The organism is Bradyrhizobium sp. Leaf396, assembly GCF_001424605.1.
GTDB lineage: Bacteria > Pseudomonadota > Alphaproteobacteria > Rhizobiales > Xanthobacteraceae > Bradyrhizobium > Bradyrhizobium japonicum_C.
Genome location: NZ_LMQJ01000006.1, coordinates 137,725 through 162,779 on the forward strand (window position 1 = coordinate 137,725; position 25,055 = coordinate 162,779).

Below are 25,055 nucleotides of genomic sequence, written 5' to 3' on the forward strand. Positions count from 1 at the left end.
CCTCACGCCACCAGGGCGGCGTCCTCGTTGCCGTCGATGCCGCGCTGCGCCGCCAGCAGGCTGACGATCTCCGCATGGGGCCGGGCCTTGCTGAACAGGAAGCCCTGGCCCTCATGGCAGCCTTCGGCGCGGAGACAGCTCAGCTCGGCCTCGGTCTCGACACCCTCGGCGGTGATGGTGACGCCCAAGCCCTTCCCGAGGCTGACGATGGAGCGAATGATCGCCTGGGCTTCGCGGTTGGAGCCGAGATCGCGCACGAAGGACTGGTCGATCTTGATCTTGTCGAACGGGAAGCTTCGCAAATAGCTGAGGCTGGAATAGCCGGTGCCGAAATCGTCCATCGAGATGCGCACCCCGAGCGCGCGCAGCGCATGCAGCGTCGCCAGGATCTGGGCGCTCTTCTCCAATAGCAGGGTCTCGGTGATCTCGAGCTCGAGCCGGCGCGGCGGCAAGCCGGAATGTTTCAGCGCGTCCGTCACCACCGAGAGCAGATTGCCGCTGCGGAACTGCAGCGGCGACAGGTTGACCGCGACGCGGACGTCGTCGGGCCAGGCCGCGGCATCCAGGCAGGCCCGGCGCAGCATCTGCCCGCCGAGCGGATTGATCAGGCCGGTGTCCTCGGCGACCGGGATGAACTCGGCCGGCGAGACCATGCCTCGCTCCGCATGCGGCCAGCGCACCAACGCCTCGAAGCCGGTGATGCGGCCGCTCTGGAGGTCGATCAGCGGCTGGTAATAGGGTCGCAGCACGTCGTTCTGGATCGCATCGCGCAGCTCGACCTCGATCTTGCGGCGGCTCTGCGCCTTGGCGTCGAGCGCGGCCTCGAAGAAGGCGAAGGTGCCGCGCGCGTCCAGCTTGGCGCGCGACAACGCCATGTCGGCGCTCTTGAGCAGCTTCTCGGAATCGTCGCCGTCGCCGGGCGCCATCGCAATGCCGATCGAGGCGCCGATGACCACGGAATGGCCGTCGAGCAGATAGGGATCGGCGATCGCCGCCAGGAGGCGCTTGGCCAGCATCACCGCGTCCTCGGGGCGCGTCAGCCCGCTTTGCACGATCGCGAACTCGTCGGAATTGAGCCGCGCCAGCGCGTCTTCCTCACGAAGGGTGGAACGCAACCGCTTCGCGACGCCGCGCAGGAGCTTATCGCCGACCGCATGTCCGAGCGTGTCGTTGACGGCCTTGAAACTGTCGAGCCCCAGCATCAGGAGCGCGACCTTCTCGGGGCTGCGCCGCGTATGCAGCAGCATCTCGTCGACCTGCTGACGCAGCAGGCTGCGATTGGGCAGGCCGGTCAGACCGTCGTGCTGGGACATGAAGGCGAGCCGCGCCTCGGCGCGCTTGCGCTCGGTGATGTCCATCAGCGCGAGCAGCACCGCGGGCCGCTCGGCATAAGTCAGCTCGCGGGAATAGATCGCAAGGTCGATCAGCGCGCCGTCTGCCTTGACGTGCTTCCAGGTGCGGCCTGCCTGCTCCTCCCCGGTCACGTCGGCGGTCCAGGGCGGCTCGCTGTCAAAGGCCTGCAAGGAGCGGATCTTCAGCCGCTCGAACTCGGCGCGGCTGTAGCCGTAGTGCGCGACCGCGGCGTCGTTGACGGCGATGATGCGCTCGTCGTCCAGCGCGCAGACGATCATGGGCACGGGATTGCCCTCGAACAGCAGGCGGAACGAAGCCTCGCGCTGCTTCAACTCGGTAATGTCGACGCGCAGGCCGACGACGCCGCCGTCATCGGTCAGACGCTCGTCGATCAGGATGACGCGGCCGTCCGACAGCTTCTGCTCGTGGCGCGCACCGGGCTGATAGAGCTTTTGCAGGCGCTCGGAGATCCACTCGTCCTCGTTGCCGACGGCCTCGGGATAGTCGCCGCGGGCCACGCCGATGCGCAGCGTGTCCTCAAGGCGCGCTCCTTCCGCAAACAGGTCGGCGGTCTTGCTGTAGATCTCGGCGTACTTCTTGTTCCAGAGGACGTAGCGGCCTTCAGCATCGAGAAACACGATGCCCTGCGGCAGCATATCGATGGCCTGGCGCAGGCGTTCATGGGATTTGCGTGCTTCCGCGATCGCGGCTTCCGCCTCGGCACGGCTGCGCAGCACTTCGCTGCGCTCGGAAGGAACTCGCGACGCGACCGCAAAGCGCGGCTTGCGCGCCCTTTTGCCGACGCTTGCAAGCACGCTTTGCGTTCGCTTTCTTGTTCTTCGAGATTTCAAACTCAACTTCACGCGTCCCAGTGCGCCCGGCGGCCGCGAGTCTTGAGACAAGTGTCTGAAAAAAAAGTAATCTTGCCCGGTGGCGATCCGCGCGAGGCGGACCTTGCTGCCTGTTTGCGAGGCGCGGCTGCGACGGCAGGCACCGTCAAAATGGGTTCAGCGCCGCAATCAGGGATCGATCTGGCGCAAAATTGCGCGCGCACCTGAATCAGTTCCGAAATCGCACGCGATTGCATGCCAGGCCGCAGTTATTCCGCCCGCCGCGCACGTATTTTGGTCAATGCGGGACAGGGTTATTGCACAGTTAAGAAACGGCAGTTCGAGGCGCGGTTTGACTGAGCTCCTGTGCCGCGAGCCTGCGGCCGGAACAGAAGCCTGAGTTCTTAACCCTGATGCGGCAATTGCGTTATAAGGACGACAGCATGAGTCGCCGCGGCATCACCCTCCTCCTGCTTGCATTGGCTTTCCCGGGCGCCGGCGGCGCGCTGGCCCAGGACAAGGGCAGCGTCACCCCGAAGCCGCTGCCGCCGCTCGCCAATCCGAACGACCCCGATCTCGCCGCCAAGGAGCTGTTCGCGCGAAAGCTGCTGCCGTCGAAGGGGCCGGCCCATGTCATCGGCTCCTATACCAGGGGCTGCATCGGCGGCGCGGAGCAGATTCCGGTCAGCGGCGAGCATTGGCAGGTGATGCGCCTGTCGCGCAACCGCAGCTACGGCCACCCGGACATGATCGCGCTGATCAAGCGGCTCGCGGCGAAGGCCCACAGGGATGCGGGATGGCCGGGCATCCTGGTCGGCGACATCGCCCAGCCGCGCGGCGGGCCGGCGCTTTCGGGCCATGCCAGCCACCAGATCGGCCTCGATGCCGACATCTGGCTGACGCCGATGCCGAACCGCCGGCTCTCGCGCGAGGAGCGGGAGGAGATGTCGGCCGTGATGATGGTGCGGCCCGACCGGCTCGACGTCGATCCCAAGGTGTTCACGCCGGGCCATGTGCTGGTGTTGCGCGATGCGGCGCGGGAGCCCGCGGTGCAGCGCATCTTCGTCAACGCCGCGATCAAGAAGGCGGTGTGCCGCGAGGCCAAGGGTGATCGCGCATGGCTGTCGAAGATCCGCCCCTGGTGGGGCCACGACTATCACTTCCACATCCGCATGCGCTGCCCTGCCGGTGCCGGCGCATGCGAGGGCCAGCCGTCACAGGCCGAGGACGAAGGCTGCAAGCCCGCGGATCTCGCCTATTGGTTTTCCGACGCGGTGCTGCACCCCAAGCCGCCGCCGGAGCCGCCAAAGCCGAAGCCGACGATGACGCTGGCCCAGATGCCGGCGGCCTGCAAAGCGGTGCTGCACGCCGGCGATGCGAAGCGGTAAGGTTGCGGCGGAAGGCAAGCTGCCGCCTCGCCCATCGCTGTCGTCCCGGGGGCGCGAAGCGAGCCCGGGATGACGCACCAGGTTTGACCTTCCGACCTGGCCTGCTATCTTCGCAATTGCGATATCCCTGCCGGTCGTAAGCCGTCGCAAGGCCACGTGGAACAGCGCGTCCGCCCGTCGCATCTGACCCAACCAACGCCAGATTGCGCGCCTCCTGCGCGCGCGAGCTCGCACGGAGCGCATCCATGTTTCGTCTGTCCCGGCTTCTCGCCGCCTTCGTGATCCTTGCCACCGCACCCCTCTCACCTGCGGTCGCCGAGGACAAGACCATCACCGTGTTCGCCGCGGCCTCCATGAAGAACGCGCTGGACGAGATCGACGCGGCCTATACCGCCAGGACCGGTGTCAAGTTCTCGGTCAGCTATGCCGCAAGCTCGGTGCTCGCCAAGCAGATCGAGCAGGGCGCGCCGGCCGACGTGTTCGTGTCCGCCGACACCGACTGGATGGACTACGCGATCTCCAAAAAGACCATCAACGAGCCTTCCAGAGTCAACCTGCTCGGCAACAGCATCGTGCTGATCGCGCCCAAGGATTCCAGGATCGACAACGTGACTGTCGCGCAAGGCTTCGATCTCGCCAGGCTCGCCGGCGACGGCAGGATCGCGACGGGCGACGTCAAATCTGTACCTGTCGGCAAATATGCCAAGGCTGCGCTTGAAAGGCTCGGCGCCTGGCAGGCCGCGGAGCCGAAATTCGCGATGGCAGAGAGCGTGCGCGCCGCGCTGACGCTGGTCGCACGCGGCGAGGCCGCGCTCGGGATCGTCTATTCCACCGACGCCAAGGTCGAGCCGGGCGTGAAGGTCGTCGGCACCTTTCCGGCGGATTCGCATCCCGCGATCATCTATCCGGTCGCCGCAACCACCACGGCAAAGTCCGAGACCAGCGGCTATCTGACCTTCCTGCGCTCCACGGCGGCCAAGTCCATTTTTGAGAAGTACGGCTTCAAGTTCCTGATCAGTCCCGTAACTTAGGTCTTGCGACGTGATAGCTGGGGCTCGATGACCGAGATTTCTCCCGCCGAATGGACGGCGATCCTGCTCTCGCTCAGGGTCGCCATCATCGCAACGCTGGTGGCGACGCCATTCGGCATTGCGCTGGCGTGGCTGCTGGCGCGGCGTGACTTCTGGGGCAAGTCGCTGCTCGATGCCCTCGTTCATCTGCCTCTGGTGCTGCCGCCGGTCGTGACCGGCTATCTGCTCCTGCTGACGTTCGGCCGCCGCGGCCTCGTTGGCGGCTTCCTCGCCGACCATCTCGGCATCGTGTTCTCGTTCCGCTGGACCGGCGCGGCGCTCGCCTGCGGCGTGATGTCGTTTCCGCTGCTGGTGCGCCCGATGCGGCTGTCGATCGAGGCGATCGACCGACGGCTCGAGCAGGCGGCAGAGACGCTTGGCGCGGCGCCGTGGAAAGTGTTCCTCACGGTGACGTTGCCGCTGGCGCTGCCCGGCGTGCTCGCCGGCATGGTGCTGGGCTTCGCCAAAGCGATCGGCGAGTTCGGCGCGACCATCACCTTCGTCTCCAATATCCCCGGCGAGACGCAGACGATCTCCTCGGCGATCTATTCGCTGATCCAGGCGCCGGACGGCGATGCCGCTGCGGGACGGCTGGTGATCGTCTCGATCGTGCTGGCGCTCGGTGCACTCATCGCCGCCGAGTGGTTCGCCCGCCGCGCCACGCAGCGCCTGCACGGGAATTGACCATGCTGCGGGTCGACATCGAAAAGCAGCTCGGCGACTTCTCGCTGCATGCATCCTTCAGCAGCGAAGGGCGCGTCATCGGCCTGTTCGGCGCCTCCGGTGCCGGCAAGACATCGCTGGTCAACATGATCGCGGGGCTGTTGCGGCCGGATCGCGGCACCATCGTGATCGACGGCGAGACGGTGGACGACACCGCGGCCGGCATTCACGTGCCCACATACCGCCGCCGCATCGGCTATGTGTTCCAGGATGCGCGGCTGTTTCCGCATCTGAGCGTGGCGCAGAACCTCGACTACGGACGGCGGATGAACGGGCTTGCCTTCGATCCGGCGCAGCACAAGCGCATCATTGACCTCCTCGACATCGGCGCGCTGCAGGATCGCCGCCCCGGCAAGCTCTCCGGCGGCGAGCGCCAGCGCGTTGCGCTCGGGCGCGCGCTGCTGTCGAAGCCACGGCTGCTGCTGCTCGACGAGCCGCTGGGCGCGCTCGACGAGGGCCGCAAGCTCGAGATCCTGCCATATCTGGTGCGGCTGCGCGACGAGGCCAACGTGCCGATGGTCTATGTCAGCCACGACGTCGCCGAGCTGCGCCAGCTCGCCACGCAGATCGTGATGCTGAAGCAGGGGCGGGTGACGAGTCTCGGCGGCGTGAAGGTGCTGGCGTAGCCCCGTAGGGCCAACGTCCTCGCAAATGACGAGGAAAGGCTAGACCCCCGCCACCGAGGCCCACACATCCGCGAGCTTCTTCCGCAGCGCTTGCGCGCGCGTCAGCGGCGGCGGGGTCTCGTCCTCCTCGGGCAGGCGCAGGCCGACGACGTTGACGCGGCCGCCGGAGATGCTGCGCGCCACGAGGACGATGGTATCCAGGGCGAGCTCGGCGCCCTCCTTGGGCGCGTGGTCGAGATGCACGTCGAAATAATCGGCGAGCGTGAGCTTGCTCGCATCCTCGCTCACCATCACGCCGTAGATCTCGGCGAGCTCGGCCAGCGTGTGCTCGCCGGACACCACGAAGTCGCCGAGCAAATGCGGATCTGGCGCCGAGCTCGGCTGCATGTCGACGAAGAACCGGTCGAGCGACTCGGCTTTTTCCGGCGGTGCCAGCAGATAGATGTAGTCGCCGGGCGCGACCGGGTCGGCTTCCGTCGGCGTCAGGATGTGCTCGTTGCGGATCACCAGCGTCGGCTTGGACCAGGACGGGATCAGGCCGCGGCGGAAATACAGGCTCTTGGGCCGCACCGGATAGCCGACGAGCTGCTGCTCGAGCTGGCCCGGCAGGTCCAGCTCGACGCGGCGCGGGCCGCGCTCGACGCGCGGCAGTGCCACGTGCAGCTTGCGCGCGGCGGCCGCCAGGGTCCAGCCCTGCAGCAACAGCGAGATGATGACGACGACGAAGGCGACGTCGAAATAAAGATAGGCCTTGGACAGGCCGACCAGCATGGGGATCGACGCCAGGAAGATCGCGACGGCGCCGCGCAGGCCCGTCCAGGCGATGAATATCCTTTCGCGCCAGTTGAAGCGGAACGGTGCAAGGCACAGGAACACCGCGAGCGGCCGCGCCACCAGCATCAGGACGAGCGCGACGGCGACCGCCGGCAATATGCTGGTGCCGAGCCGGCTCGGCGAGACCAAAAGGCCGAGCAGCACGAACATGACGATCTGCGCCAGCCAGGTTGCGGCATCGAGGAAGGTCACCACCGAATTATGCGCGCGCGTCGGCCGGTTGCCTATGATGATGCCGGCAAGATAGACCGCGAGAAAGCCGGAGGCGTGCATGATCTGCGAGCCGCCGAAGATGACGAGCGCTGCCGTGGCCACGAACGGCGCATGCAGCCCCTGCGGCAAGGCGACCTTGTTGAGCGCCATCACGACGAGGCGGCCGCCGATGATGCCGACGATGGCGCCCAGCACCGCCTCCAGGACGAACTCCATCAGCACATGGCCGGGCGAGCTCGAGCCCAGCGAGATGTATTCCACCAGCATCAGCGTGAGGAAGATCGCGAACGGATCGTTTGTGCCGGATTCCACCTCCAGCGTCGCGCCGACGCGCGGGCGCAGGCGCAGGCCCTGGGTGTGCACCAGCAGGAACACGGCGGCCGCGTCGGTCGAGGCCACCACGGCGCCGACCAGCAGCGATTCCGACCAGTTGAGGTCGAGCGCGTACTTCGCGAAGGGTGCCGTGATCAAAGCGGTCAGCAGCACGCCGATGGTCGCCAGCGCCACCGAGGGTGCCAGCACGGTGCGGATGCTGGCAAAGCGCGTCCGCAAGCCGCCGTCGAACAGGATCAGGGCCAGCGCGACCGAGCCGACCAAATAGGTGGTGCGGACGTCGTCGAACTGGAGCTGCCCCGGGCCGGAATCGCCGGCGAGCATGCCGATCGCAAGGAAGACCAGCAGCAGGGGCGCGCCGAAGCGCAGCGCAAGCAGGCTGGACAGGATGCCGGCCATGACGAGGACGGAGCCGAGCAATATGGCGAGACTGACGGAATCGAGGGAAGCCATCCACCTTCCGGGCAAAATTCGCTGGAATTGCATCCATATCGTCGGTGGACTCTCGCGCCAACCCATTTTCTGCGGCTCGCGGCAATCTGCCAGGATTTTACGGCCTTAACGCGCTTCACTTGGCGGTGTATCGATGGCTCGGCCGTGCCCCTTGTGGGATTCTCCGGCCCCCTCGCATCAATCCCTCCTCCGCTTCCCTGACGAGACCGACGGACATGGACCTCAAAGACTTCATGGAGTTCGTGCAGACGACCGCACGCAGCGTCGGAGCGGAAATCTCCTCACCCTGGTTCTACCTGCAATTCGGTCTCATCCTGGCCGCGGCCGGTATCGCCTATGCGGCCGAAGCCGCCATTCGCAGCCGTCTCGACATGACCTCGCTGGCGATGCGGTGGCCGCTGCCGCTCCGGCACTTCGCGCGGGTGATGATCGCCAGCGCTTCCACGGCGGTGTTCACGTTGCTCGTGATCATCTCGCGGGTCGTGATGTACCATGCGACCTGGCCAAGCCGCAGCTATCTCCTGATGGTCGCAGCCAAGCTGGGCTTCGCCTGGCTGGTAATCCGGCTCGTCACCTCGGTGCTGCGCAACGCCTTCATCGTCAAGGTGGTGTCGGTCACGGCGTGGCTGGTCGCGGCGCTCTCCATCGTCGGTCAGCTCGATGCGACCGTCGACCTGCTTGATTCCTTCGCGATCGTGCTCGGCGGTCTCAGGTTGACCCCGCTCCTGGCGATCAAGGCCGGCGCCCTCCTCCTCATCGCGCTCTGGCTCACGAATATCGCGAGCAATTTCGCCGAGAGCCGGATCAACGCGACCACCGACCTGACGCCGTCGGTGCAGGTGCTGCTGATGAAGATCATCCGCATCGGGCTTCTGGCCGTCGCAATCGTCATTGCGCTCGGCGCCGTCGGCATCGATCTGTCGGCGCTCGCGGTGTTCTCCGGCGCGGTCGGCGTCGGCATCGGTATCGGCCTGCAGAAGATCGTCGCCAATTTCATCTCGGGCATCATCCTGCTCGCCGACAAGTCGGTGAAGCCCGGCGATCTCGTCACCATCGGCGACAATACCGGTCGCATCAGCGCGATGAAGACGCGATACATCTCCGTCGCCGCCGGCGACGGCCGCGAGTTCCTGGTCCCGAACGAGGATCTGGTGACGCAGAAGGTCGTCAACTGGACCTACACCGACAAGAACACGCTGGTGAAGATCGCCTTCGGCACCAATTACGACGCCGATCCGAAGCTAGTCTGCAAGCTCGCGACCGAGATCGCCGCCGCTCATCCACGCGCCCAGAAGGGCAAGCCGCCGAACTGTATCCTGACCGAGTTTGCGGAGGCCGGGATGAAGTTCTCGCTGACCTTGTGGCTTGCGGATCCCGACGGCATGGACACCGTCAAGAGCGACGTGATGCTGGCGCTGTGGGACGCGTTCAAGCGCGAAGGCATCCGGGTTCCCTACCCCGTCCGCGAAATCCGCATCCGCGGCGGCGTCCTGCCGGTGGAAACCACCGTGGAAGTCCCGGATTAGGCTGCTTTCGTCCCCCCGGACCGGCAAGGCCCCTGTTTTGACGCGTTTTCTTCGCGCGAACCGGTCGCCACTTCGCTCGAAAACGCCCTGCCTTGGCTTGCATGAAGGCCGCCAATCATTAGATTGGGGCCTGAAATCAAGCCTTTCCACCGAATCGAGATAAGACCCGGAAGACCTGACACGCATGAGCTACGTCGAAGCCACCGATACATCCCTGCGCAAGACCGGACAGATCAAGCTGCATGGGCCGAACGCCTTTGCAGGCATGCGCAAGGCGGGGGCGCTGGTGGCAAAATGCCTCGACGAGCTCACTGACATCGTCGGGCCGGGCGTGCCGACCTCGAAGATCGACGAATTCGTCCGCGACTTCGCCTTCAGCCACGGCGCCTATCCGGCGACGCTGATGTATCGCGGCTATCGCTACTCCACCTGCACCTCCCTCAATCACGTGGTCTGCCACGGCATGCCCGGCGACCGTCCGCTGAAGGAAGGCGACATCGTCAACATCGACGTCACCTTCATCGTCGACGGGTGGTATGGCGATTCCAGCCGGATGTATGCGATCGGCCCGATCGCGCGCAAGGCCGAGCGGCTGATCGAGGTCACCTATGAAGCGATGATGCGCGGCATCGCCGCGGTGAAGCCCGGCGCCACCACCGGCGACATCGGCCATGCCATCCAGAGCTTCGTCGAGCCGCAGGGCATGAGCGTGGTGCGCGACTTCTGCGGCCATGGCCTCGGGCGCATGTTCCACGACGAGCCGAACATCATCCATGTCGGCCGGCCCGGCGAGGGCGTTCAGCTCAAGCCCGGCATGTTCTTCACGATCGAGCCGATGATCAATCTCGGCAAGCCGCATGTGAAGATCCTCTCCGACGGCTGGACCGCGGTCACCCGCGACCGCTCGCTGTCGGCGCAGTTCGAGCACTCGGTCGGCGTCACGGCGACGGGCGTGGAGATCTTCACGCTGTCGGAGCGGCACGGCGAGAAGCCGTGGGCGGCAGCGTAAGCGCACGCTCTTTGTTGCAAATTGTTCTCAAGACCGCAGCCTGACTGCGTCATCTTGCCGTTCCCTGCACGACAATCGCCATGGAATAGGCCACGCATCCCGGTGTCGAACCATGGCGGGCGCATTCAACCCATGAAAAGCGCCGCCCGAGGATTCACTCAAAGGGAGCACCACAATGTTCGAGATTTCACGCCGGGATCTGGTCCTCGGAAGCACCGGGGCGGCACTGGTCTTCGGCCTCAACGGACCAGTGTCTTTCATCGGAGCCGCTTCTGCACAGCGCGCCGCCGACAGCCTCAAATACAAGGTCGGCGACATCGAGGTGTTCAGCCTCCATGAAGGCTCGATCGAACGGCCGGTGACCGAGGGCATGGTCAAGAATGCCGGGCTCGACGAGGTCAAGAAGGCGCTGACCGCAGCCGGCATCGGGCCCGACAAGATCGACAACCCCTTTACGGTCACCGCCATCCGTACCGGCGGCAAGGTCGTGCTGTTCGACGCCGGTTTCGGCGGCAACGGCCCCGCCAGCGTCGGCAAGCTTGCGAGCAACATGAAGGCTGCCGGACTCGATCCGGCGACGGTATCGACGGTGGTCATCTCGCATTTCCATCCGGATCACATTTCGGGCCTGTGGGTGAAGGAAACCGACGCGCAGGTATTTCCGAACGCGGAAATCATGATGCCCGAAGTGGAGTACAAGTTCTGGACCGATGCGGCCCTGGTGGAGAAAGTGCCCGAGGCCAATCGCCCCCACGTCAAGCGGATTCAGGCGACCTTCCCGACCTGGAAGAACATCAAGCAGTATGGCGACGGCGCCGACCTCGCGCCCGGCGTCAAGGCCATCGCCACGCCGGGTCACACGATCGGCCACATGTCCTTCCTGGTGGCCTCCGGCGGGCAGCAGCTCTTCATCCAGAGCGACGTCACCGGCATCTATCAGCTGTTCGTCAAGAACCCCGGCTGGTTCTCCGGCTTCGACAGCGACGGGCCGAAGGCGGAAGCCACGCGGCGCGCCTTCTTCGACCGCGTAATCGCCGAAAAGGGGATGATCGCCGGCTATCATTTCGGCTTTCCGAACGTCGGCACGCTGGCCAAGGACGGCAACGGCTACGCCTTCGCCGCCGTCAAGGCCTGATCGCGCCGCAAGCCGTGAATGCGAAAGGCTCCGTGTTCGCGCGGCGCCTGATTTCTCGCCGCCGCCGGACGTCGCGCAGCACTTCAGAGCTGCAAAAACCGCCCGGCGCGGCATCCTTGCGCCGATGCCCCGCAAGACCGACCAGCCAGACAATCCATCCGCCGAGGCGCCGCACTATCACGGCCATCGCGAGCGGCTGCGCGAGCGCTTCTACAGCGCGGGCGCGGATGCCCTCAGCGACTACGAGCTGCTGGAGATGGCGCTGTTTCCGGCGCTGCCGCGGCGCGACACCAAGCCGCTGGCGAAATCGCTGATCAAGACGTTCGGCTCGTTCGCCGAGGTCGTCCATGCCCCGGTGGCGCGCTTGCGCGAGGTCCACGGCGTCGGAGAGGCCGCGGTCAACCAGCTCAAGCTGATCGCCGCGGCGGCGCACCGCATCGCCAAGGGCGGCGTCAACAGCCGCAACGCGCTGTCGTCCTGGAACGAGGTGATCGATTATTGCCGCACCAGCATGGCCTTTGCCGACAAGGAGCAATTCCGCCTGCTCTTCCTCGACAAGCGCAACCAGCTGATTGCCGACGAGGTGCAGCAGACCGGCACCGTCGACCACACGCCGGTCTATCCGCGCGAGGTGATCAAGCGCGCGCTGGAGCTCTCCGCGACCGCGCTGATCCTGGTGCATAACCATCCAAGCGGCGATCCCTCGCCGTCGCAGGCCGACATCCAGATGACGAAGGCCATCATCGACATCGCCAAGCCGCTCGGCATTGCCGTGCACGACCACATCATCGTGGGCAAGAATGGCCACGCGAGCTTGCGTGGAATGCGGTTGATTTAGGCCAGATCAGAACACTTGGTTCCTGGCGGCTTTCAAATGGTCTTCCGCGGCTGTGATGCCGGCGAATGCCTTGAGCGTCAGGGCGGTCGGTCGCGGCTTCCATGCGGCAGCGAGTTTCTCGGCTTTCTCGAGCTCGGGCTTGGACAACATGGAAGCCATCTCGTTCACGTTCTTCGCCGGCGCCACCTTCGAGAGCTTGAAATAGGCATACGACAGTGACAAATCTCTCGGCGTTCCCTTTCCGGCCGAATAGGCGCGGGACAGGCTGAAGAGAGCCTCGGGAAGCCCCTGATCGCCCGCCAGCTTCCACCATTTCAGCGCTTCTTCCGGATTGCCTCGCCGGTCATATGTGAGAGCGACATCGTGCTGGGCACGCGCATAACCCGCATTGGCGGCAACGAGCTTGTACTTCAGTGCTTGATCCGCGTCGGTTGTGATGATGCCTGCGCCTTGTCCGTCATAGTAGCAGCCGAGCTTGTAGGCACCGAGGGGGTCGTTGGCGGCGGCCGATTTCTGAAACCACTCGAAGGCCCGACTGCGATCCTGCTGCGTGCCGATGCCGTTGTTGTACATCATGCCCACATGATATTGCGCCTCGGAATCTCCGCGATTGGCCAATGCGACCATCGCATTGAAGGTGCGGGTGTCATTCGCGCTGGCGGACACCGCGAAAAGCAGAAGACACGAGAAGGCCAGGGCAAACAGTTTCATGTCAAAGCCCGATCGAATTTGAGCGATTCCCGTCTTGGTCTCTCCAGATGCGAGAAAAGTTCGAACGGGAATTGCCTTGGCAGGCGATCTTCGGCCCATCCGAGTTCGTCCCCGTCGGGACCCGACCAAACGCGGCACGGCATCAACGTTATCAGCCGCCGCCTACTGCCGCAGCATGATCAGGGGATCGGCGGTGTCGGGGACACGACGCCATTGGGCGTGATCGTCGGCCTCGAATTGCCAGGCCTCACCCGATTTCGACATCAGGATGATCTGGCCGCGCTCGAGGCGCCATTGCGTCGGATTGAACTGCGCAACCGCCGCGTCGCATCTCGGCTTGAGGAAGACCTGGAAATTGTCCGGGTCCGCTTCGGTGTTGGTCAGCGTCAGCCCGCAGACCGGCTGGCCGTTGCCGCGCACCATCGACCAGTCGCCGATCATCTGGTCCATCGACTTCGCCATGGAACGCGCGGCGGCGAGATCCTGCAGGATGTAGACGCCTTCGCCCTGCCGCAAGCCCTCGAAGATGCCGGCCTCGACCTCGGTGAAGTCGATGACGGCCTCGCCGGCCGCATCCTGCAGGCGGACGATGTCGAGTCCCCTGACGCTCCAGGCGACGATGTCCTTGGTGAAGGGCAGCGCCGTCTTGCAGGCCGGCTCGAGCTCCAGCTTTAAGCCCTGGCCAGCGGCATCACCCTTCAGCGTGACGACGCAGGTCTTGCTGCGCTCGGTGGTCGAGAGCTCCCACTGACCGGGCATCTGCTTCTTCAGGCTCGTCGCATCCTGCGCACGCGCAGAACCCACCGCGGCTGCACATGCCATGATGGCGAATGCGAGGAGCCGAGGCGCGGTCATCAGCGCCCCTTGACCGGCGTTTCCGCGACCGGCGTCAACGGCGCCTTGCCGGCGAACCAGGCCTTGAGGTTGTCGACCACGAGCTGGTCCATCGCGTTGCGCGTCACCACCGAGGCCGAGCCGATATGCGGCAGCAGCACGACGTTCTGCATGGACTTGAGCTCGTCCGGCACGTTCGGCTCGGCCGCGAACACGTCGAGGCCGGCGGCGAGAATGGTGCCGGATTTCAGCGCCTGGATCAGCGCCGGCTCGTCGACCACCGAGCCGCGCGCGACGTTGATCAGCACGCCGCGCGGGCCGAGCGCCTTCAGCACCTCGGCATTGATCATCTTGTTGGTCGAGGCGCCGCCGGGCACGATCACCATCAACGTGTCCACCGCCTTCGCCATCTCGATCAGATCGGGATAGTGCTTGTAGGAAACGTCCTTGGACGGATTGCGGGAGTGATAGACCACCGGCACCAGCGAGGCATCGAGCCGGCGCGCGATGGCCTGGCCGATCCGGCCCATGCCGACGATGCCCACCTTGCGGTCGCGCAGCGAACCGACGCTCAGCGGATAGTTCTGGGTCTGCCAGAGCCCGGAGCGGACATAGCGGTCGGCCTTGATGAACTCGCGCAGGGTGGCGATCAAGAGGCCCATCGCAACGTCGGCGACCTCCTCGGTCAGCACGTCGGGCGTGTTGGTGACGATGATGTCGTGTTCGGCCGCATATTTGGCATCGATGTGGTCGTAGCCGACACCAAAGCTCGCCACCATTTCCAGCTTGGGCAGCTGCGACAGCGAATCCCTGTCGGCGCGCACGGTGTGATAGGTCACCGCGACACCGCGGATCTTGTCGCGGACCGCCGGCGTCAGCCGCTCGAGATCGCCGCGCGTCTCGGCCTTGTGCACGACGAAATGATCGGAGAAGCCGTTTTCTAGGATCGGCCGCACCGGCCCATAGATCAGAAGGTCGATCTTCTCGGACGAAATCGAACCGGCGGTCATCAGTCTTCCTTTCCAAGCGCGCTCTCATGCCAGCGCCGCAAAACGAGGTGCGAAACTAGCGCCAGCACCCCATAGATGACAATCCCGGCGAGCGACAACAGAAGCAGCGCCGCGAACATGCGGGGTATGTTCAGGCGATATCCCGATTCCGCGATCCTGTAGGCGAGGCCGGAGCCGGCGCCGGCTGTTCCCGCCGCGATCTCGGCGACGACCGCGCCGATCAGCGACAGGCCGCCGGCGATGCGCAGGCCGCCAAGAATGTAGGGCAAGGCCGCGGGCAGCTTGAGAAAGCGCAGGGTCTGCTGCGGCGAGGCGCCATAGAGCTGGAACAGGCCGGCGAGGTTGCGATCGACCGAATTCAGCCCGAGCGTGGTGTTGGACAGCACCGGGAAGAAGGCGACGATGAAGGCGCACACCACGACCGCAGTCTGCTGCTCGAGATAGATCAGAAGCAGCGGCGCAATCGCGATGACCGGCGTCACCTGAAGCACGACTGCATAGGGGAACAGCGAGTACTCCACCCATTTCGACTGGTTGAACAGCAGCGCCAGCGCAATCCCGCCGATGCTGGCGGCGACAAAACCCTCCAGCGTGGTCAGCAGCGTGGTGGCCAGCGATTGCGAAAGCACGGCCCAGTCCTTTATCAGCGTCAGGACGATGACAGACGGCGCCGGCAACACATAGGGCGGGATCCCCTTGAGGCGGACCAGCAGCTCCCAGGCGATGAGCCCCGCCGCGAACACGATGAGGGGAAGCACGAAACGCATCGCGCGTCGTGCGCCGGACGGTTTTGCGGTGACGGCAGCTTGCGCGGTCATAGCGTCGACCGTCCCGCATAGGATGGCGCCAGCGCAGCCGACACTCTTCGGCAGTAGTCCGAATAGGCGGCCGAGGTGCGAAACTCCTCGGCTCGCGGCTCGACGGTCTCGATGCGGATGTCGGCCTGGATCCGGCCGGGCCGCGCGGTCATCACGATGACGCGCTGTGACAGGTAGACGGATTCGAACACCGAATGGGTGACGAAGATGACGGTCTTACCGAGCGCTCGCCATAGCGCCAGCAGATCGTTGTTGAGGCGGAAGCGCGTGATCTCGTCGAGCGCCGCGAACGGCTCGTCCATCAGCAGAATGTCGGGATCGGTGACGAGCGCGCGCGCGAGCGACACCCGCATCTTCATGCCGCCGGAGAGCTCGCGCGGATAGGCGTCGGCGAAATCGGCCAGCCCGACGCTGGCGAGCGCCGCGTCGGCACGCGCGCATGCCTCCGCCTTCGGAATCCGACCAAGCCTCAGAGGCAGCCTCACGTTCTCGCGCACGCTGGTCCAGGGCATCAGGGTCGGCTCCTGAAACACGAATCCGATGCCGTGGCCCGGCTGCATCTCGCCCTCCGGCCGCGCCACCCGCACCGTGCCTGAAGACGCCGCAGTGAGGCCTGCGATGATGCGCAGGGCCGTCGACTTGCCGCAGCCGGACGGCCCCAGCAGCGAGATGAAGTCGCCCTTGCGCACGGCAAGGTCGAGGGGGCCGAGCGCCATTACGCCGTTGTCATAGGCTTTCGTCACGCCGCGCAGGCTGACGGCGAGAGCCGTCAGCTTGGCCTCGACGGTGGGTGGCGTCGGATTCGCCATCATTGATGGGCGGCCGTTGTGGAGCTCGGTCGCGCCGCGTCTTTGACCTCTCCCCATCGGGGAGAGGTGGGCGACGCCGCTACACCGTGGATTGGTCCCGGCATGCGCTACGGCTTGTTGGGGCGCAGCTCGACGCCGACGCCCTTGTTGACGAAGCGCAGCGTATAGGATTTGCGGAAGTCGAGGTCCGCCTTCACGACGCCGGCCTTCACCATCTTGTTGAAGAAGGAAGTATAGCGCTCGTCGCTCATCGCGCCGATGCCGTTCTTCAGGCTGTCGCCGGAATCGACGATGCCGTGCTCCTTCATCTTGGCGACGGAATAGGCGAGCAGATCGTCGGTCATCTCCGGATTGAGCTTCTTGATCATGGCATTGCCGGCGGAGTTATCGCGGTAGAGGTAGTTGTACCAGCCGATCATGGAAGCATCGACGAAGCGCTGGACAAGGTCGGGCTTCTTCTCGACGATGTCGCGGCGCGTCTCGATCAGGGTCGAATAGGTGTTGAAGCCGTAATCCGCAAGCAGCAGCACGTTGGGCTTGAAGCCGGCCGCCTTCTCGACCGCGAAAGGCTCGGAGGTGACGTAGCCCTGCATCGCGCTCTTGGGATTGGCGATGAAGGGCTGCGGATTGAAATTGTAGGGACGAACGTTCTTCTCGCCGAAACCGTATTCGGATTTCAGCCACTGGAAGTAGCTGGTCATGCCCTCCTTGGAGACGAACAGCGTCAGCGGCTTGAGGTCCTCGATCTTGCCGACCTTCGCGTCCGGATGCGTCAGCATCACCTGCGGATCCTTCTGGAAAATCGCGGCGATGGTGACGACAGGCACGTTGTTGGTGACCGCGTCGAACGACATCAGCGTGTTCGCGGCCATGAAGAAATCGATCTTGCCCGCGATCAGCAGCATGCGGTTGTTCTCGTTGGGGCCGCCCGGGACGATAGTGACGTCAAGCCCGTATTTCTTGTAGGTGCCGTCGGCGACCGCCTGGAAGAAGCCGCCATGCTCGGCCTCGGCGACCCAGTTGGTGCCGAAGGTGACCTTGTCCAGCGTCTCGGCCCGGGCCGGTGCAAGAGCGACCAGAGCGGCGATCAGGCCCGCCGTTAGCGCTAGCCGCAAATGAGAGGGGGTCATGATGGCACTCCGTCGATCGTGGCTGGCCGATATGAACGCGACGCGATAGAACCGCATGACGCCAGGGGACGCGAGCCGGCCGGGCCCGCGTCCCCTCATACCCCAAATTACGTGACAAATTCAGGCAGGGAAACCTTGATGACGCCGCCTCGCGACTGGATCGACATCGACTGGGCTCATGCGAGCCTCGCGGATGTGTCGCGATGGATCGCGGTGCTGCCGCTGGCTGCGACGGAGCAGCACGGCCCGCATCTGCCTGTGACAACCGACGTACTGATCGCGGACGCCTATCTGGCGCGCGTACGCGAGTTGTTGCCGGCGTCCGTTCCGGCCTGTTTCCTGCCGGTCGAGACAATCGGGATCTCCACCGAGCATATCGACTTTCCGGGGACGCAGACGCTGCCGACCGAAACCGCGCTGAAGAGATGGACGGGGATCGGCGAGGACGTCGCACGCCGCGGCGTGAAGAAGCTCGTCATCGTCACCAGCCATGGCGGCAACAGCGCGGCCATGATGCTGGTGGCGCAGGATCTTCGCGCGCATCGGAAGCTGTTCGTGGTGACGACGTCGTGGTCGCGGCTCTCCGGCGCCGACAAGCTGTTCCCGGCCGATGAAGTACGCCACGGCATTCACGGCGGCGCGGTCGAGACCTCGATCATGCTGGCGCGCTATCCCGACCAGGTGCGCAAGAGCGCGATCGCGGATTTTCCTGCAAGCAGCATCGCGATGGAGCGGCAGTATCGCTGGCTGTCGACCCAGCGTCCGGCGCCGTTCGCCTGGCAGGCGCAGGATCTGAATGCCAGCGGTGCAGTCGGCAATGCGACGCTGGCGGTGGCCGAGAAAGGCGAGCAGCTGATCGATCAGGGCGCGACGGGCTTTTGCGAGCTGCTCGGCGAGGTCGATAACTTCGACGTGAACAGGCTGGCCAAAGGCCCCCTCGGTTAGCTCACATCCATCTGGATTCGTTCGGGAAAAGGGCGCGCACCAGCGCCTCATCCGCCGGATTCGAACCGGACGCGAAGAGGCTCCGTCCAATTGGGCACGCGGGCCACAACGGACCGCCTCAATCCGGATGGAGTTCTCATGTCGACCAGGACCAAGATTGCCGCCGTCGCCTTCGCTGCCCTCGCCGTCGCCGGCAGCATCGTGTCCACCACCTCCTCGGCTGAAGCCAAGCAGCCCGCCTGGGTCTGGGGTATGGGTGCCGGCCTCGCCACCGCCGCCGTCGTCGGCTCCGCGATGGCTGCCAGCAACGACCCCTATTACTACGGCTATCATCGCTGCGGCTGGGTCGCCCAATACAACGCCTTCGGCCAGTACGTCGGCCGCGTTCGTACCTGCTACTGATCTGAGTATCTGAGGCCGATCTCACGTGGATCCTGTGTCCGACACGGGCGCCTCATCCACCCCGTGTCGTGCCCCCGACCCCGTCCGGCTGTCCCCCCGGGCGGGGTCATCCATTTCCTGCGCCGGAGCCGTTGTTGCACCCCCGTCACAAAGCAGTGCGAAGCATCCACTTGCAGCAATCCCCACATTTTGCAGTTGCGAATGAATTGCAATAATGCTGCGGTAGCCGTGGGAACTTGGGGCTAAGTTGCATCGGTTCGCGTGGACGATTGAGGCTTGATGACAGGGCCCCTGCGAATCGGCAGGGATACTGCGGCGGGTGGAATAGACTTGCGTTTGGGGGCGTGCGTTTTGACGTTGAGAGGTCACCGTTACAGGTCCTTGCGGACGGCTGCGGCGATTGCCTGGGGCGCGCTGGCTTTTCCCGCCGCCGGCCAGGCGGCTGATCTGGTGCTGAAGGCCCCCGCCTTGAAAGCGGTCTACGACTGGACCGGACTCTATATCGGCATGCACACCGGATTCACCCGCGGCACGTCCTCGGCCACGCTCGCCGATCCCACGGTCGCGACCGACAACCACGTGTTCAACGGCATGACCGGGGGCGTCCAGGCCGGCTACAATTGGCGCCTCAGCTCGGGGGTCCTGCTCGGCGTCGAAGGCGACATCTCGTTTCCGAACTACCTGCCCTCCAATCACGTCGTGTCATCGGCTGCGACCGGGCTGTCGAGCGCGGAGGAGCGCTGGGACTATGTCGCGAGCCTGCGCGCGCGGCTTGGCTACACCAGCGGCAACTGGCTCCTTTACGCGACCGGCGGGCTCGCCTTTGCCGGCGAGCGCTTTCTCTCGACGCCCATCAACGACGTCGAGGACAGGCGACTGCACACGAGACTCGGTTGGGCGGCTGGAGCCGGCCTCGAATACGGGTTTGCGCCGCACTGGACGGCACGGCTCGAATATCTCTATCAGGGTTTCGACCGCGCGGCGGTGAGCTTTCCGTCGGGCGTGAACTACGCATCGACGTTGAACATGCACGCCATCCGCCTCGGCCTCAATCGCAAGGTCGATTGGCCGGGCCTGCCGAGCTACAACCCGAAAAGCTCTCTTTTCGACACGGAATCCGATCGCTGGGAGATCCACGGCCAAAGCACCTATCTGCCGCAAGGCTATCCGTCATTTCCCGCGCTCTATAGCGGACCGAACTCGCTCTCGCCGTCGCGGCAGGCCAAGGCGACGTGGAGCAACAGCCTGTTCCTGAACGCACGGCTCTGGGACGGCGGCGAGGTCTATTACAATCCCGAACTGCTTCAGGGTTTTGGATTGAACGATACCGTCGGTGCAGCGGGCTTTCCCAACGGCGAGGCGCAGAAGTCGAACTTCCCTTACCCACATTACAACGCCTCGCGCCTGTTCGTGCGCCAGACGTTTGGATTTGGCGGCGAGCAGGAGGAGCTCGCGAGCGGCCAGCTGCAGCTCGCCCAGAAGGCCGACGTGTCACGCCTCACCCTGCAGGCCGGCAAGTTCGCGGTGGTGGACGTGTTCGACGGCAATGCCTATGCAAAGGACACCCGCCGGGATTTCATGAATTGGTCGATCTGGGCGCCCGGCGCCTTCGACTATTCCGCCGACAGAGTCGGCCTCACCTACGGCGTCACTGCCGAACTCAACCAGCGGCAATGGGCACTGCGCGGCGGCTATTTCCTGATGGTGGCGGAGTCCAATGGGAATCACTTCGACACCAGGGTCGGGGAGCGCGGGCAATACTTACTCGAGCTCGAGACCCGGCTCTCGCTGTTCGGCCGCCCCGGCAAGCTCAGGACCATAGGCTGGCTGGACAGCGCCAATATGGGCAGCTTCCGCGAGACGCTGGACAATCCCGGACTCAACCTCGACATCGCGCGGACCCGGCGCGGCCGCCTGAAGTACGGCTATGTGCTCAACGTCGAGCAGGCGATCACGGACGATGTCGGGCTGTTCGGCCGCTGGAGCTGGAACGACGGCAGGACCGAAACCCTCGCCTTCACCGACATTCATCGCAGCCTGTCCGGCGGCCTCTCGATCAGGGGCGCGGCATGGGGGCGCTCCGACGACGTGATCGGCATCGGCGGCGCCATCAACGCGATTTCTCGGGACTATCGCGACTTCCTCGCCGCCGGCGGCCTCGGCGTTCTCGTCGGCGACGGCGCGCTCAACTACCGCAAGGAGCGCATCCTCGAGACTTATTACGCCTACGCGCTGAACAAGAACCTCACCCTCACCGGCGACTACCAGCTCATCGTCAACCCCGCCTACAACGCCGATCGCGGACCCGTGTCGGTGTTCTCGGGGCGGCTGCACGGGGAGTTCTGAGCCTATTCAGCACGGGCTCGATGGTCGTTCACCTCTCCCCGGAGGGGAGAGGTGTTCTTGTCCTCGGCTTGCATCGAGCCAATATTCTGCGGCCTTTACGCCACCCGGATCGCGTCCAGGAATTTTCCGACCTCGGCCTTGAGACGGGTGCTCTCGCCGGACAGCGACTTCGCGGACGTCAGCACGTTGGCGGAGGCCGATCCGGTCTGGCTGGCGCCGCGCTGCACGTCGACGATGCTGGCGGAGACCTGCTGGGTGCCGCGCGCGGCCTGCTGAACGTTGCGAGAGATCTCCCGCGTCGCCGCGCCCTGCTCCTCGACCGCCGATGCGATGGCGGACGCGATCTCGGACATGCGCGTGATGGTGTCGCCGATCGCCTTGATGGCGCCGACGGAGTCCTCGGTCGCGGCCTGGATGCCGGAGATCTGCTGGCTGATCTCGCCGGTGGCCTTGGCGGTCTGCTCGGCCAGCGCCTTGACCTCGGAGGCGACGACGGCAAAGCCGCGGCCGGCCTCGCCGGCGCGCGCCGCCTCGATGGTGGCGTTGAGGGCCAGAAGATTGGTCTGGCCGGCGATCTGGCTGATGAGCTCGACGACGTCGCCGATGCGGCCCGCGGCCCTGGCGAGCTCGCCGACATGATCATTGGTGCGCGTCGCCTGCTGCACTGCCTCGCCGGCGATGCGCGCGGAATCCTGGACTTGACGGCTGATCTCGTCCACAGACGAGGCCATCTCCTCGGCCGCGGCGGCGACGGTCTGCACGTTGGTCGAGGCCTGCTCGGACGCGGCCGCCACCGTCGCGGTGACCTTTTCCGACTGCTCGGCCGTGCTCGTCAACGTTCCCGCCGACGCTTCCAGCTCCGAGGAGGCCGACGAGACGGTATTGATCACGTCGCCGATCATGGCTTCGAACTCGCGCGCGATCTGGTCCATGCGCTGGCTGCGCTTGAGCTTCGCTTCGGCTTCGGCCGCGGCGGCCTCGTCGGCGGCCTTCTTGGCGAGCAGCGAATCCTTGAAGTGCTGGAGCGAGCCCGCGACCTGGCCGATCTCGTCGTTGCGGCCCGTTGCAGGGATCTCGACCTCGTGCCGTCCTGCGGCGAGCACCCCGATCACGTCGGCGAGCTTCGCAAGCGGCGTCACCACGCGCCTGCGCAACATGATCGTCACGCCAGCGAGCGTCCCGAGCAGCGCCGTCACGACGACAGCGGCGAGCGCGAGCATCGCCAGCGCGCCGTCGCGCGCGGCGGAGGCGCGCGCGGCTGCTTCCGCCAGCGCGGCGTCACGCACGCCGTAGAACATCTGGATCGCCGGCACGATGACTTTCGCGAGCTCGTCCGCCGTGGCGCCGTACTTGCCGTCGCTCCGGGCCGCAGGAAGCTCCTTGTCCACGGCGACCGCTGCTTGTCCGAAGTAGGATTCCGTTGCCGCCTTCAGCGCGGCGGCGATGCGGGCGGGATTTCCAAGCTGGTCGACTCCGGCCTCGATGCGCTCGCGATCGGCCTCCACGCGTCCCTGCATGCGGTCCATCAGCGACAGTTCAGCCGCGGTGAGCGGGCGGCGTGCGGAGAGCGCCGGGGACAGCGTGGCGGCGCGGCTGCCGGCCGAGACACGCAGATCCTGAGCCGTTCGCGCCAGGCTCAGGAGTGCGGCCAGCGAGGAATCGACATTGACGACCTTTGCCTCGAGACGGTTCATGACCGGTTCGATGTGGCCGATGACCTCGGCAACACCGGGCAGGAAGCCCTTTGTCGCCGCGCTGTCACGCGCCGCGAGCGGAACGCTCATCGCCCGATCGGCAGCGGTGGTGATATCCTTCAGTCGCCGTGCGGCCCGGTCGATATTCTCGGCGATGGCGGCCCCGTCATCCAGCACCAGGACAGCGCGCCGTGCCGCCTCGAAGCCCGCCTCGGCAGCTTTCGCAGCCTTCGTCGCAGCTTCGAGCTGCGCCTGCGTCGCAGCGCCTTCCTGGAAGATCGGTCCGATGTAGGGCGCGCGAAGGCTCGCGACGTGCTGGCTGGCCATCAGCGTCGCGCCAAAAGCGTCGACGGTTTTGATCGCGTCCGAGCGGTTCGTGAAGATGCGCGCCTGGGGTATCAGCACCTCTGCGCCGAGGATGACTGCAAATACCGTCACCGTCAGCATCGACAGTGCGAAGAGCTTCCCAATCCGCATCTTTCAGTCCCCAGCTAGATTTCTGCAATGTCGAAACCTAGCCGTCGGGCCACTAAGACCCCGTTAAGCAACGATCCGTAGTTCCGCGGAGCGTCAGGTCGTCGCGGCGGCCTGGATACCGCTGGCGGACGCGGGTTCCCTTCGATGCCAAATACGCAGAATTGCCCGCATTCTCCTCAGTAATACCTATATCAGTGACTGGCGCGCCGATGCGCGACACACTTATTTACCTCCGGAAGGTCAATGCTCTCACTCGAACTCGCTATCGTCGTCGTGCTGATCGTCATCAATGGCCTGCTCTCCATGTCCGAGCTGGCCGTGGTCTCGTCACGTCCGGCGCGTCTGTCGCTGCTCGCGGCCAAGGGCGTGCGCGGCGCCGAGCGGGCGCTGACGCTGGCCGCCGATCCCGGCAAGTTTCTCTCGACGGTGCAGATCGGCATCACCCTGGTCGGCGTGCTCTCCGGGGCGTTCTCGGGCGCGACACTCGGACAGCGGCTGACGCAATGGCTGCTCGAGCTCGGGCTGTCCAAGGGCATTGCCGACATCGTCGGCGTCGGCATCGTCGTCACGCTCATCACCTACGCGACGCTGATCGTCGGCGAGCTGGTACCGAAGCAGGTCGCGCTTCGCGACCCCGAAAGCATCGCAGTCAGGGTCGCGCCCGCGATGCACGTGCTCGCGAAAATATCGCTGCCGCTCGTCTTTCTGCTCGACGTCTCGGGAAAGCTGATCCTCACGCTGCTCGGCCGCGGCGGCAAAGCGGACGAGAAGGTCTCGGAGGACGAGATCCATCACCTCGTCAGCGAGGCCGAGAGCGCGGGCGTGCTCGAGCCCGGCGAGAAAGAGATGATCGCGGGCGTGATGCGGCTCGGCGATCGGCCGGTCGGTGCGGTCATGACGCCGCGCACGGAGGTCGACGAGATCGACCTGAACGACGATCCGGCGGTCATCCAGGAAATCATCGCCAAGAGCCCGCATTCGCGCTTTCCCGTCTCCGACGGGGACCGCGACACGCCGATCGGCGTGCTCCAGGCCAAGGACCTGCTGGTCGCCTATATGAACGAGCGCGATCCTGACCTGCGCGCGCTGGTGCGCGAGGCGCCCGGCATTCCGGTGTCGGCTGATGCGCGCGACGTGCTGGCCATCCTGAAAGCTGCGCCGGTTCACGTCGGTTTCGTCTATGACGAATACGGTTCCTTCGAAGGCATGGTGACGGCTGCCGACATCCTCGAGTCCATTGTCGGGGCCTTCCATTCCGAGGCGGGACCGCCGGAGCCGGCCTATGTCAGGCGCGCCGACGACTCGCTCCTGATCTCCGGCTGGATGCCGGCCGACGAATTCGGCGAGCTGCTCGGCATCGAATTGCCGCCGCACCGCTACAACACAGTGGCCGGCCTCGTGCTGCAACAGTTCAACGTGCTGCCCAGCGCCGGCGATGCCTTCGACGCCGGCGGCTGGCGCATTGAGGTGGTCGATCTCGACGGGCGCAGGATCGACAAGATCCTGGCGACCCGGCGGAGCGAGCAGGCCGCGGCGTGAGTTCAGCAC

General features: G+C 65.4%; 21 protein-coding genes. 12 read left to right on the forward strand and 9 right to left on the reverse strand.

Going from position 1 to position 25,055, the window contains the following annotated elements:
- Nucleotides 1-2: 2 nt before the first annotated feature.
- A complete protein-coding gene (locus ASG57_RS08365) occupies nt 3-2,009 on the reverse strand; it encodes a putative bifunctional diguanylate cyclase/phosphodiesterase (protein WP_422866061.1) in 2,007 nt (668 codons plus the stop codon).
- A 617-nt stretch (nt 2,010-2,626) separates the two neighbouring features.
- Here ASG57_RS08365 and mepA point away from each other — a divergent pair.
- The 4 genes from mepA (at nt 2,627) to modC (ending at nt 5,990) form a co-directional block, all read left to right on the forward strand.
- Nucleotides 2,627-3,571 (forward strand): penicillin-insensitive murein endopeptidase, encoded by a 945-nt coding sequence (gene mepA, locus ASG57_RS08370; protein WP_057196086.1) that lies wholly within the window; start codon nt 2,627-2,629, stop codon nt 3,569-3,571.
- Nucleotides 3,572-3,816: 245 nt separating this feature from the next.
- Nucleotides 3,817-4,602 carry a molybdate ABC transporter substrate-binding protein gene (gene modA / locus ASG57_RS08375; protein WP_057196032.1) on the forward strand — a complete coding sequence of 262 codons (786 nt, stop codon included), beginning with the start codon at nt 3,817-3,819 and terminating at the stop codon, nt 4,600-4,602.
- Nucleotides 4,603-4,629: 27 nt separating this feature from the next.
- On the forward strand, nt 4,630-5,325 hold the full coding sequence (gene modB / locus ASG57_RS08380; protein ID WP_057196033.1) for a molybdate ABC transporter permease subunit: 696 nt from the start codon (nt 4,630-4,632) through the stop codon (nt 5,323-5,325).
- 2 nt (nt 5,326-5,327) lie between these two features.
- Nucleotides 5,328-5,990: a molybdenum ABC transporter ATP-binding protein gene (modC, locus tag ASG57_RS08385; RefSeq protein WP_024339164.1), complete on the forward strand. Its 663-nt coding sequence runs from the start codon at nt 5,328-5,330 to the stop codon at nt 5,988-5,990.
- A gap of 39 nt (nt 5,991-6,029) precedes the next feature.
- On the opposite strand, the gene ASG57_RS08390 is transcribed toward modC, so the two are convergent.
- The gene (locus ASG57_RS08390) at nt 6,030-7,823 is read right to left on the reverse strand and encodes a potassium/proton antiporter (RefSeq protein ID WP_024339165.1); all 1,794 of its coding nucleotides are present in this window, start codon (nt 7,821-7,823) and stop codon (nt 6,030-6,032) included.
- A 215-nt stretch (nt 7,824-8,038) separates the two neighbouring features.
- Here ASG57_RS08390 and ASG57_RS08395 point away from each other — a divergent pair, with 215 nt between their 5' ends.
- The 4 genes from ASG57_RS08395 to radC all read left to right on the forward strand — a co-directional run bounded on the left by ASG57_RS08395 (nt 8,039) and on the right by radC (nt 12,331).
- Nucleotides 8,039-9,349 carry a mechanosensitive ion channel family protein gene (locus ASG57_RS08395; protein ID WP_057196034.1) on the forward strand — a complete coding sequence of 437 codons (1,311 nt, stop codon included), beginning with the start codon at nt 8,039-8,041 and terminating at the stop codon, nt 9,347-9,349.
- Between the two features lie 184 nt (nt 9,350-9,533).
- A complete protein-coding gene (gene map, locus ASG57_RS08400; protein ID WP_057196035.1) occupies nt 9,534-10,358 on the forward strand; it encodes a type I methionyl aminopeptidase in 825 nt (274 codons plus the stop codon).
- Nucleotides 10,359-10,533: 175 nt separating this feature from the next.
- Nucleotides 10,534-11,493 (forward strand): MBL fold metallo-hydrolase, encoded by a 960-nt coding sequence (locus ASG57_RS08405; protein WP_024339168.1) that lies wholly within the window; start codon nt 10,534-10,536, stop codon nt 11,491-11,493.
- A 124-nt stretch (nt 11,494-11,617) separates the two neighbouring features.
- On the forward strand, nt 11,618-12,331 hold the full coding sequence (gene radC, locus ASG57_RS08410; protein WP_024339169.1) for a RadC family protein: 714 nt from the start codon (nt 11,618-11,620) through the stop codon (nt 12,329-12,331).
- Nucleotides 12,332-12,337: 6 nt separating this feature from the next.
- Here radC and ASG57_RS08415 read toward each other — a convergent pair whose 3' ends face one another.
- The 6 genes from ASG57_RS08415 to ASG57_RS08440 all read right to left on the reverse strand — a co-directional run bounded on the left by ASG57_RS08415 (nt 12,338) and on the right by ASG57_RS08440 (nt 17,643).
- Nucleotides 12,338-13,042 (reverse strand): tetratricopeptide repeat protein, encoded by a 705-nt coding sequence (locus tag ASG57_RS08415; RefSeq protein WP_024339170.1) that lies wholly within the window; start codon nt 13,040-13,042, stop codon nt 12,338-12,340.
- Between the two features lie 162 nt (nt 13,043-13,204).
- On the reverse strand, nt 13,205-13,897 hold the full coding sequence (locus ASG57_RS08420) for an AprI/Inh family metalloprotease inhibitor (protein ID WP_024339171.1): 693 nt from the start codon (nt 13,895-13,897) through the stop codon (nt 13,205-13,207).
- Nucleotides 13,897-14,886, reverse strand: a complete 990-nt coding sequence (locus tag ASG57_RS08425) for a 2-hydroxyacid dehydrogenase (RefSeq protein ID WP_057196036.1) — start codon at nt 14,884-14,886, stop codon at nt 13,897-13,899. The genes ASG57_RS08420 and ASG57_RS08425 overlap by 1 nt, the downstream gene beginning before the upstream one ends.
- Nucleotides 14,886-15,704 (reverse strand): ABC transporter permease, encoded by an 819-nt coding sequence (locus ASG57_RS08430; protein ID WP_024339173.1) that lies wholly within the window; start codon nt 15,702-15,704, stop codon nt 14,886-14,888. Before ASG57_RS08430 ends, ASG57_RS08425 begins: the two co-directional genes overlap by 1 nt.
- Complete coding sequence (locus ASG57_RS08435; RefSeq protein WP_024339174.1) at nt 15,701-16,516, reverse strand: ABC transporter ATP-binding protein; 816 nt, start codon at nt 16,514-16,516, stop codon at nt 15,701-15,703. Before ASG57_RS08435 ends, ASG57_RS08430 begins: the two co-directional genes overlap by 4 nt.
- Nucleotides 16,517-16,620: 104 nt before the next feature.
- Complete coding sequence (locus ASG57_RS08440; protein WP_057196037.1) at nt 16,621-17,643, reverse strand: ABC transporter substrate-binding protein; 1,023 nt, start codon at nt 17,641-17,643, stop codon at nt 16,621-16,623.
- 138 nt (nt 17,644-17,781) lie between these two features.
- Between ASG57_RS08440 and ASG57_RS08445 the strand changes: the two genes are divergently transcribed.
- From ASG57_RS08445 to ASG57_RS08455, 3 genes are all read left to right on the forward strand, one after another.
- Nucleotides 17,782-18,588, forward strand: coding sequence for a creatininase family protein (locus ASG57_RS08445; protein WP_057196038.1), 807 nt, complete (start codon nt 17,782-17,784; stop codon nt 18,586-18,588).
- Nucleotides 18,589-18,726: 138 nt separating this feature from the next.
- Nucleotides 18,727-18,990 (forward strand): hypothetical protein, encoded by a 264-nt coding sequence (locus ASG57_RS08450; protein WP_024339177.1) that lies wholly within the window; start codon nt 18,727-18,729, stop codon nt 18,988-18,990.
- 381 nt (nt 18,991-19,371) lie between these two features.
- Nucleotides 19,372-21,336, forward strand: a complete 1,965-nt coding sequence (locus ASG57_RS08455; RefSeq protein WP_057196039.1) for a carbohydrate porin — start codon at nt 19,372-19,374, stop codon at nt 21,334-21,336.
- Nucleotides 21,337-21,431: 95 nt separating this feature from the next.
- Here ASG57_RS08455 and ASG57_RS08460 read toward each other — a convergent pair whose 3' ends face one another.
- Nucleotides 21,432-23,507: a methyl-accepting chemotaxis protein gene (locus tag ASG57_RS08460; protein ID WP_057196040.1), complete on the reverse strand. Its 2,076-nt coding sequence runs from the start codon at nt 23,505-23,507 to the stop codon at nt 21,432-21,434.
- Between the two features lie 243 nt (nt 23,508-23,750).
- Here ASG57_RS08460 and ASG57_RS08465 point away from each other — a divergent pair, with 243 nt between their 5' ends.
- Nucleotides 23,751-25,046: a hemolysin family protein gene (locus ASG57_RS08465; protein WP_057196041.1), complete on the forward strand. Its 1,296-nt coding sequence runs from the start codon at nt 23,751-23,753 to the stop codon at nt 25,044-25,046.
- The last annotated feature ends 9 nt before the right edge of the window (nt 25,047-25,055 follow it).

Coding starts and splice junctions, on each gene's coding strand:
- ASG57_RS08435 (WP_024339174.1), bottom strand. CDS start 16,516: ATGATGGCGAATCCGACGCCACCCACCGTCGAGGCCAAGCTGACGGCT.
- ASG57_RS08465 (WP_057196041.1), top strand. CDS start 23,751: ATGCTCTCACTCGAACTCGCTATCGTCGTCGTGCTGATCGTCATCAAT.
- modC (WP_024339164.1), top strand. CDS start 5,328: ATGCTGCGGGTCGACATCGAAAAGCAGCTCGGCGACTTCTCGCTGCAT.
- map (WP_057196035.1), top strand. CDS start 9,534: ATGAGCTACGTCGAAGCCACCGATACATCCCTGCGCAAGACCGGACAG.
- ASG57_RS08405 (WP_024339168.1), top strand. CDS start 10,534: ATGTTCGAGATTTCACGCCGGGATCTGGTCCTCGGAAGCACCGGGGCG.
- ASG57_RS08415 (WP_024339170.1), bottom strand. CDS start 13,042: ATGAAACTGTTTGCCCTGGCCTTCTCGTGTCTTCTGCTTTTCGCGGTG.
- ASG57_RS08395 (WP_057196034.1), top strand. CDS start 8,039: ATGGACCTCAAAGACTTCATGGAGTTCGTGCAGACGACCGCACGCAGC.
- ASG57_RS08430 (WP_024339173.1), bottom strand. CDS start 15,704: ATGACCGCGCAAGCTGCCGTCACCGCAAAACCGTCCGGCGCACGACGC.
- radC (WP_024339169.1), top strand. CDS start 11,618: ATGCCCCGCAAGACCGACCAGCCAGACAATCCATCCGCCGAGGCGCCG.
- ASG57_RS08445 (WP_057196038.1), top strand. CDS start 17,782: ATGACGCCGCCTCGCGACTGGATCGACATCGACTGGGCTCATGCGAGC.
- modA (WP_057196032.1), top strand. CDS start 3,817: ATGTTTCGTCTGTCCCGGCTTCTCGCCGCCTTCGTGATCCTTGCCACC.
- ASG57_RS08440 (WP_057196037.1), bottom strand. CDS start 17,643: ATGACCCCCTCTCATTTGCGGCTAGCGCTAACGGCGGGCCTGATCGCC.
- ASG57_RS08425 (WP_057196036.1), bottom strand. CDS start 14,886: ATGACCGCCGGTTCGATTTCGTCCGAGAAGATCGACCTTCTGATCTAT.
- ASG57_RS08420 (WP_024339171.1), bottom strand. CDS start 13,897: ATGACCGCGCCTCGGCTCCTCGCATTCGCCATCATGGCATGTGCAGCC.
- modB (WP_057196033.1), top strand. CDS start 4,630: ATGACCGAGATTTCTCCCGCCGAATGGACGGCGATCCTGCTCTCGCTC.
- ASG57_RS08390 (WP_024339165.1), bottom strand. CDS start 7,823: ATGGCTTCCCTCGATTCCGTCAGTCTCGCCATATTGCTCGGCTCCGTC.
- ASG57_RS08365 (WP_422866061.1), bottom strand. CDS start 2,009: ATGCTGCCGCAGGGCATCGTGTTTCTCGATGCTGAAGGCCGCTACGTC.
- mepA (WP_057196086.1), top strand. CDS start 2,627: ATGAGTCGCCGCGGCATCACCCTCCTCCTGCTTGCATTGGCTTTCCCG.
- ASG57_RS08460 (WP_057196040.1), bottom strand. CDS start 23,507: ATGCGGATTGGGAAGCTCTTCGCACTGTCGATGCTGACGGTGACGGTA.
- ASG57_RS08450 (WP_024339177.1), top strand. CDS start 18,727: ATGTCGACCAGGACCAAGATTGCCGCCGTCGCCTTCGCTGCCCTCGCC.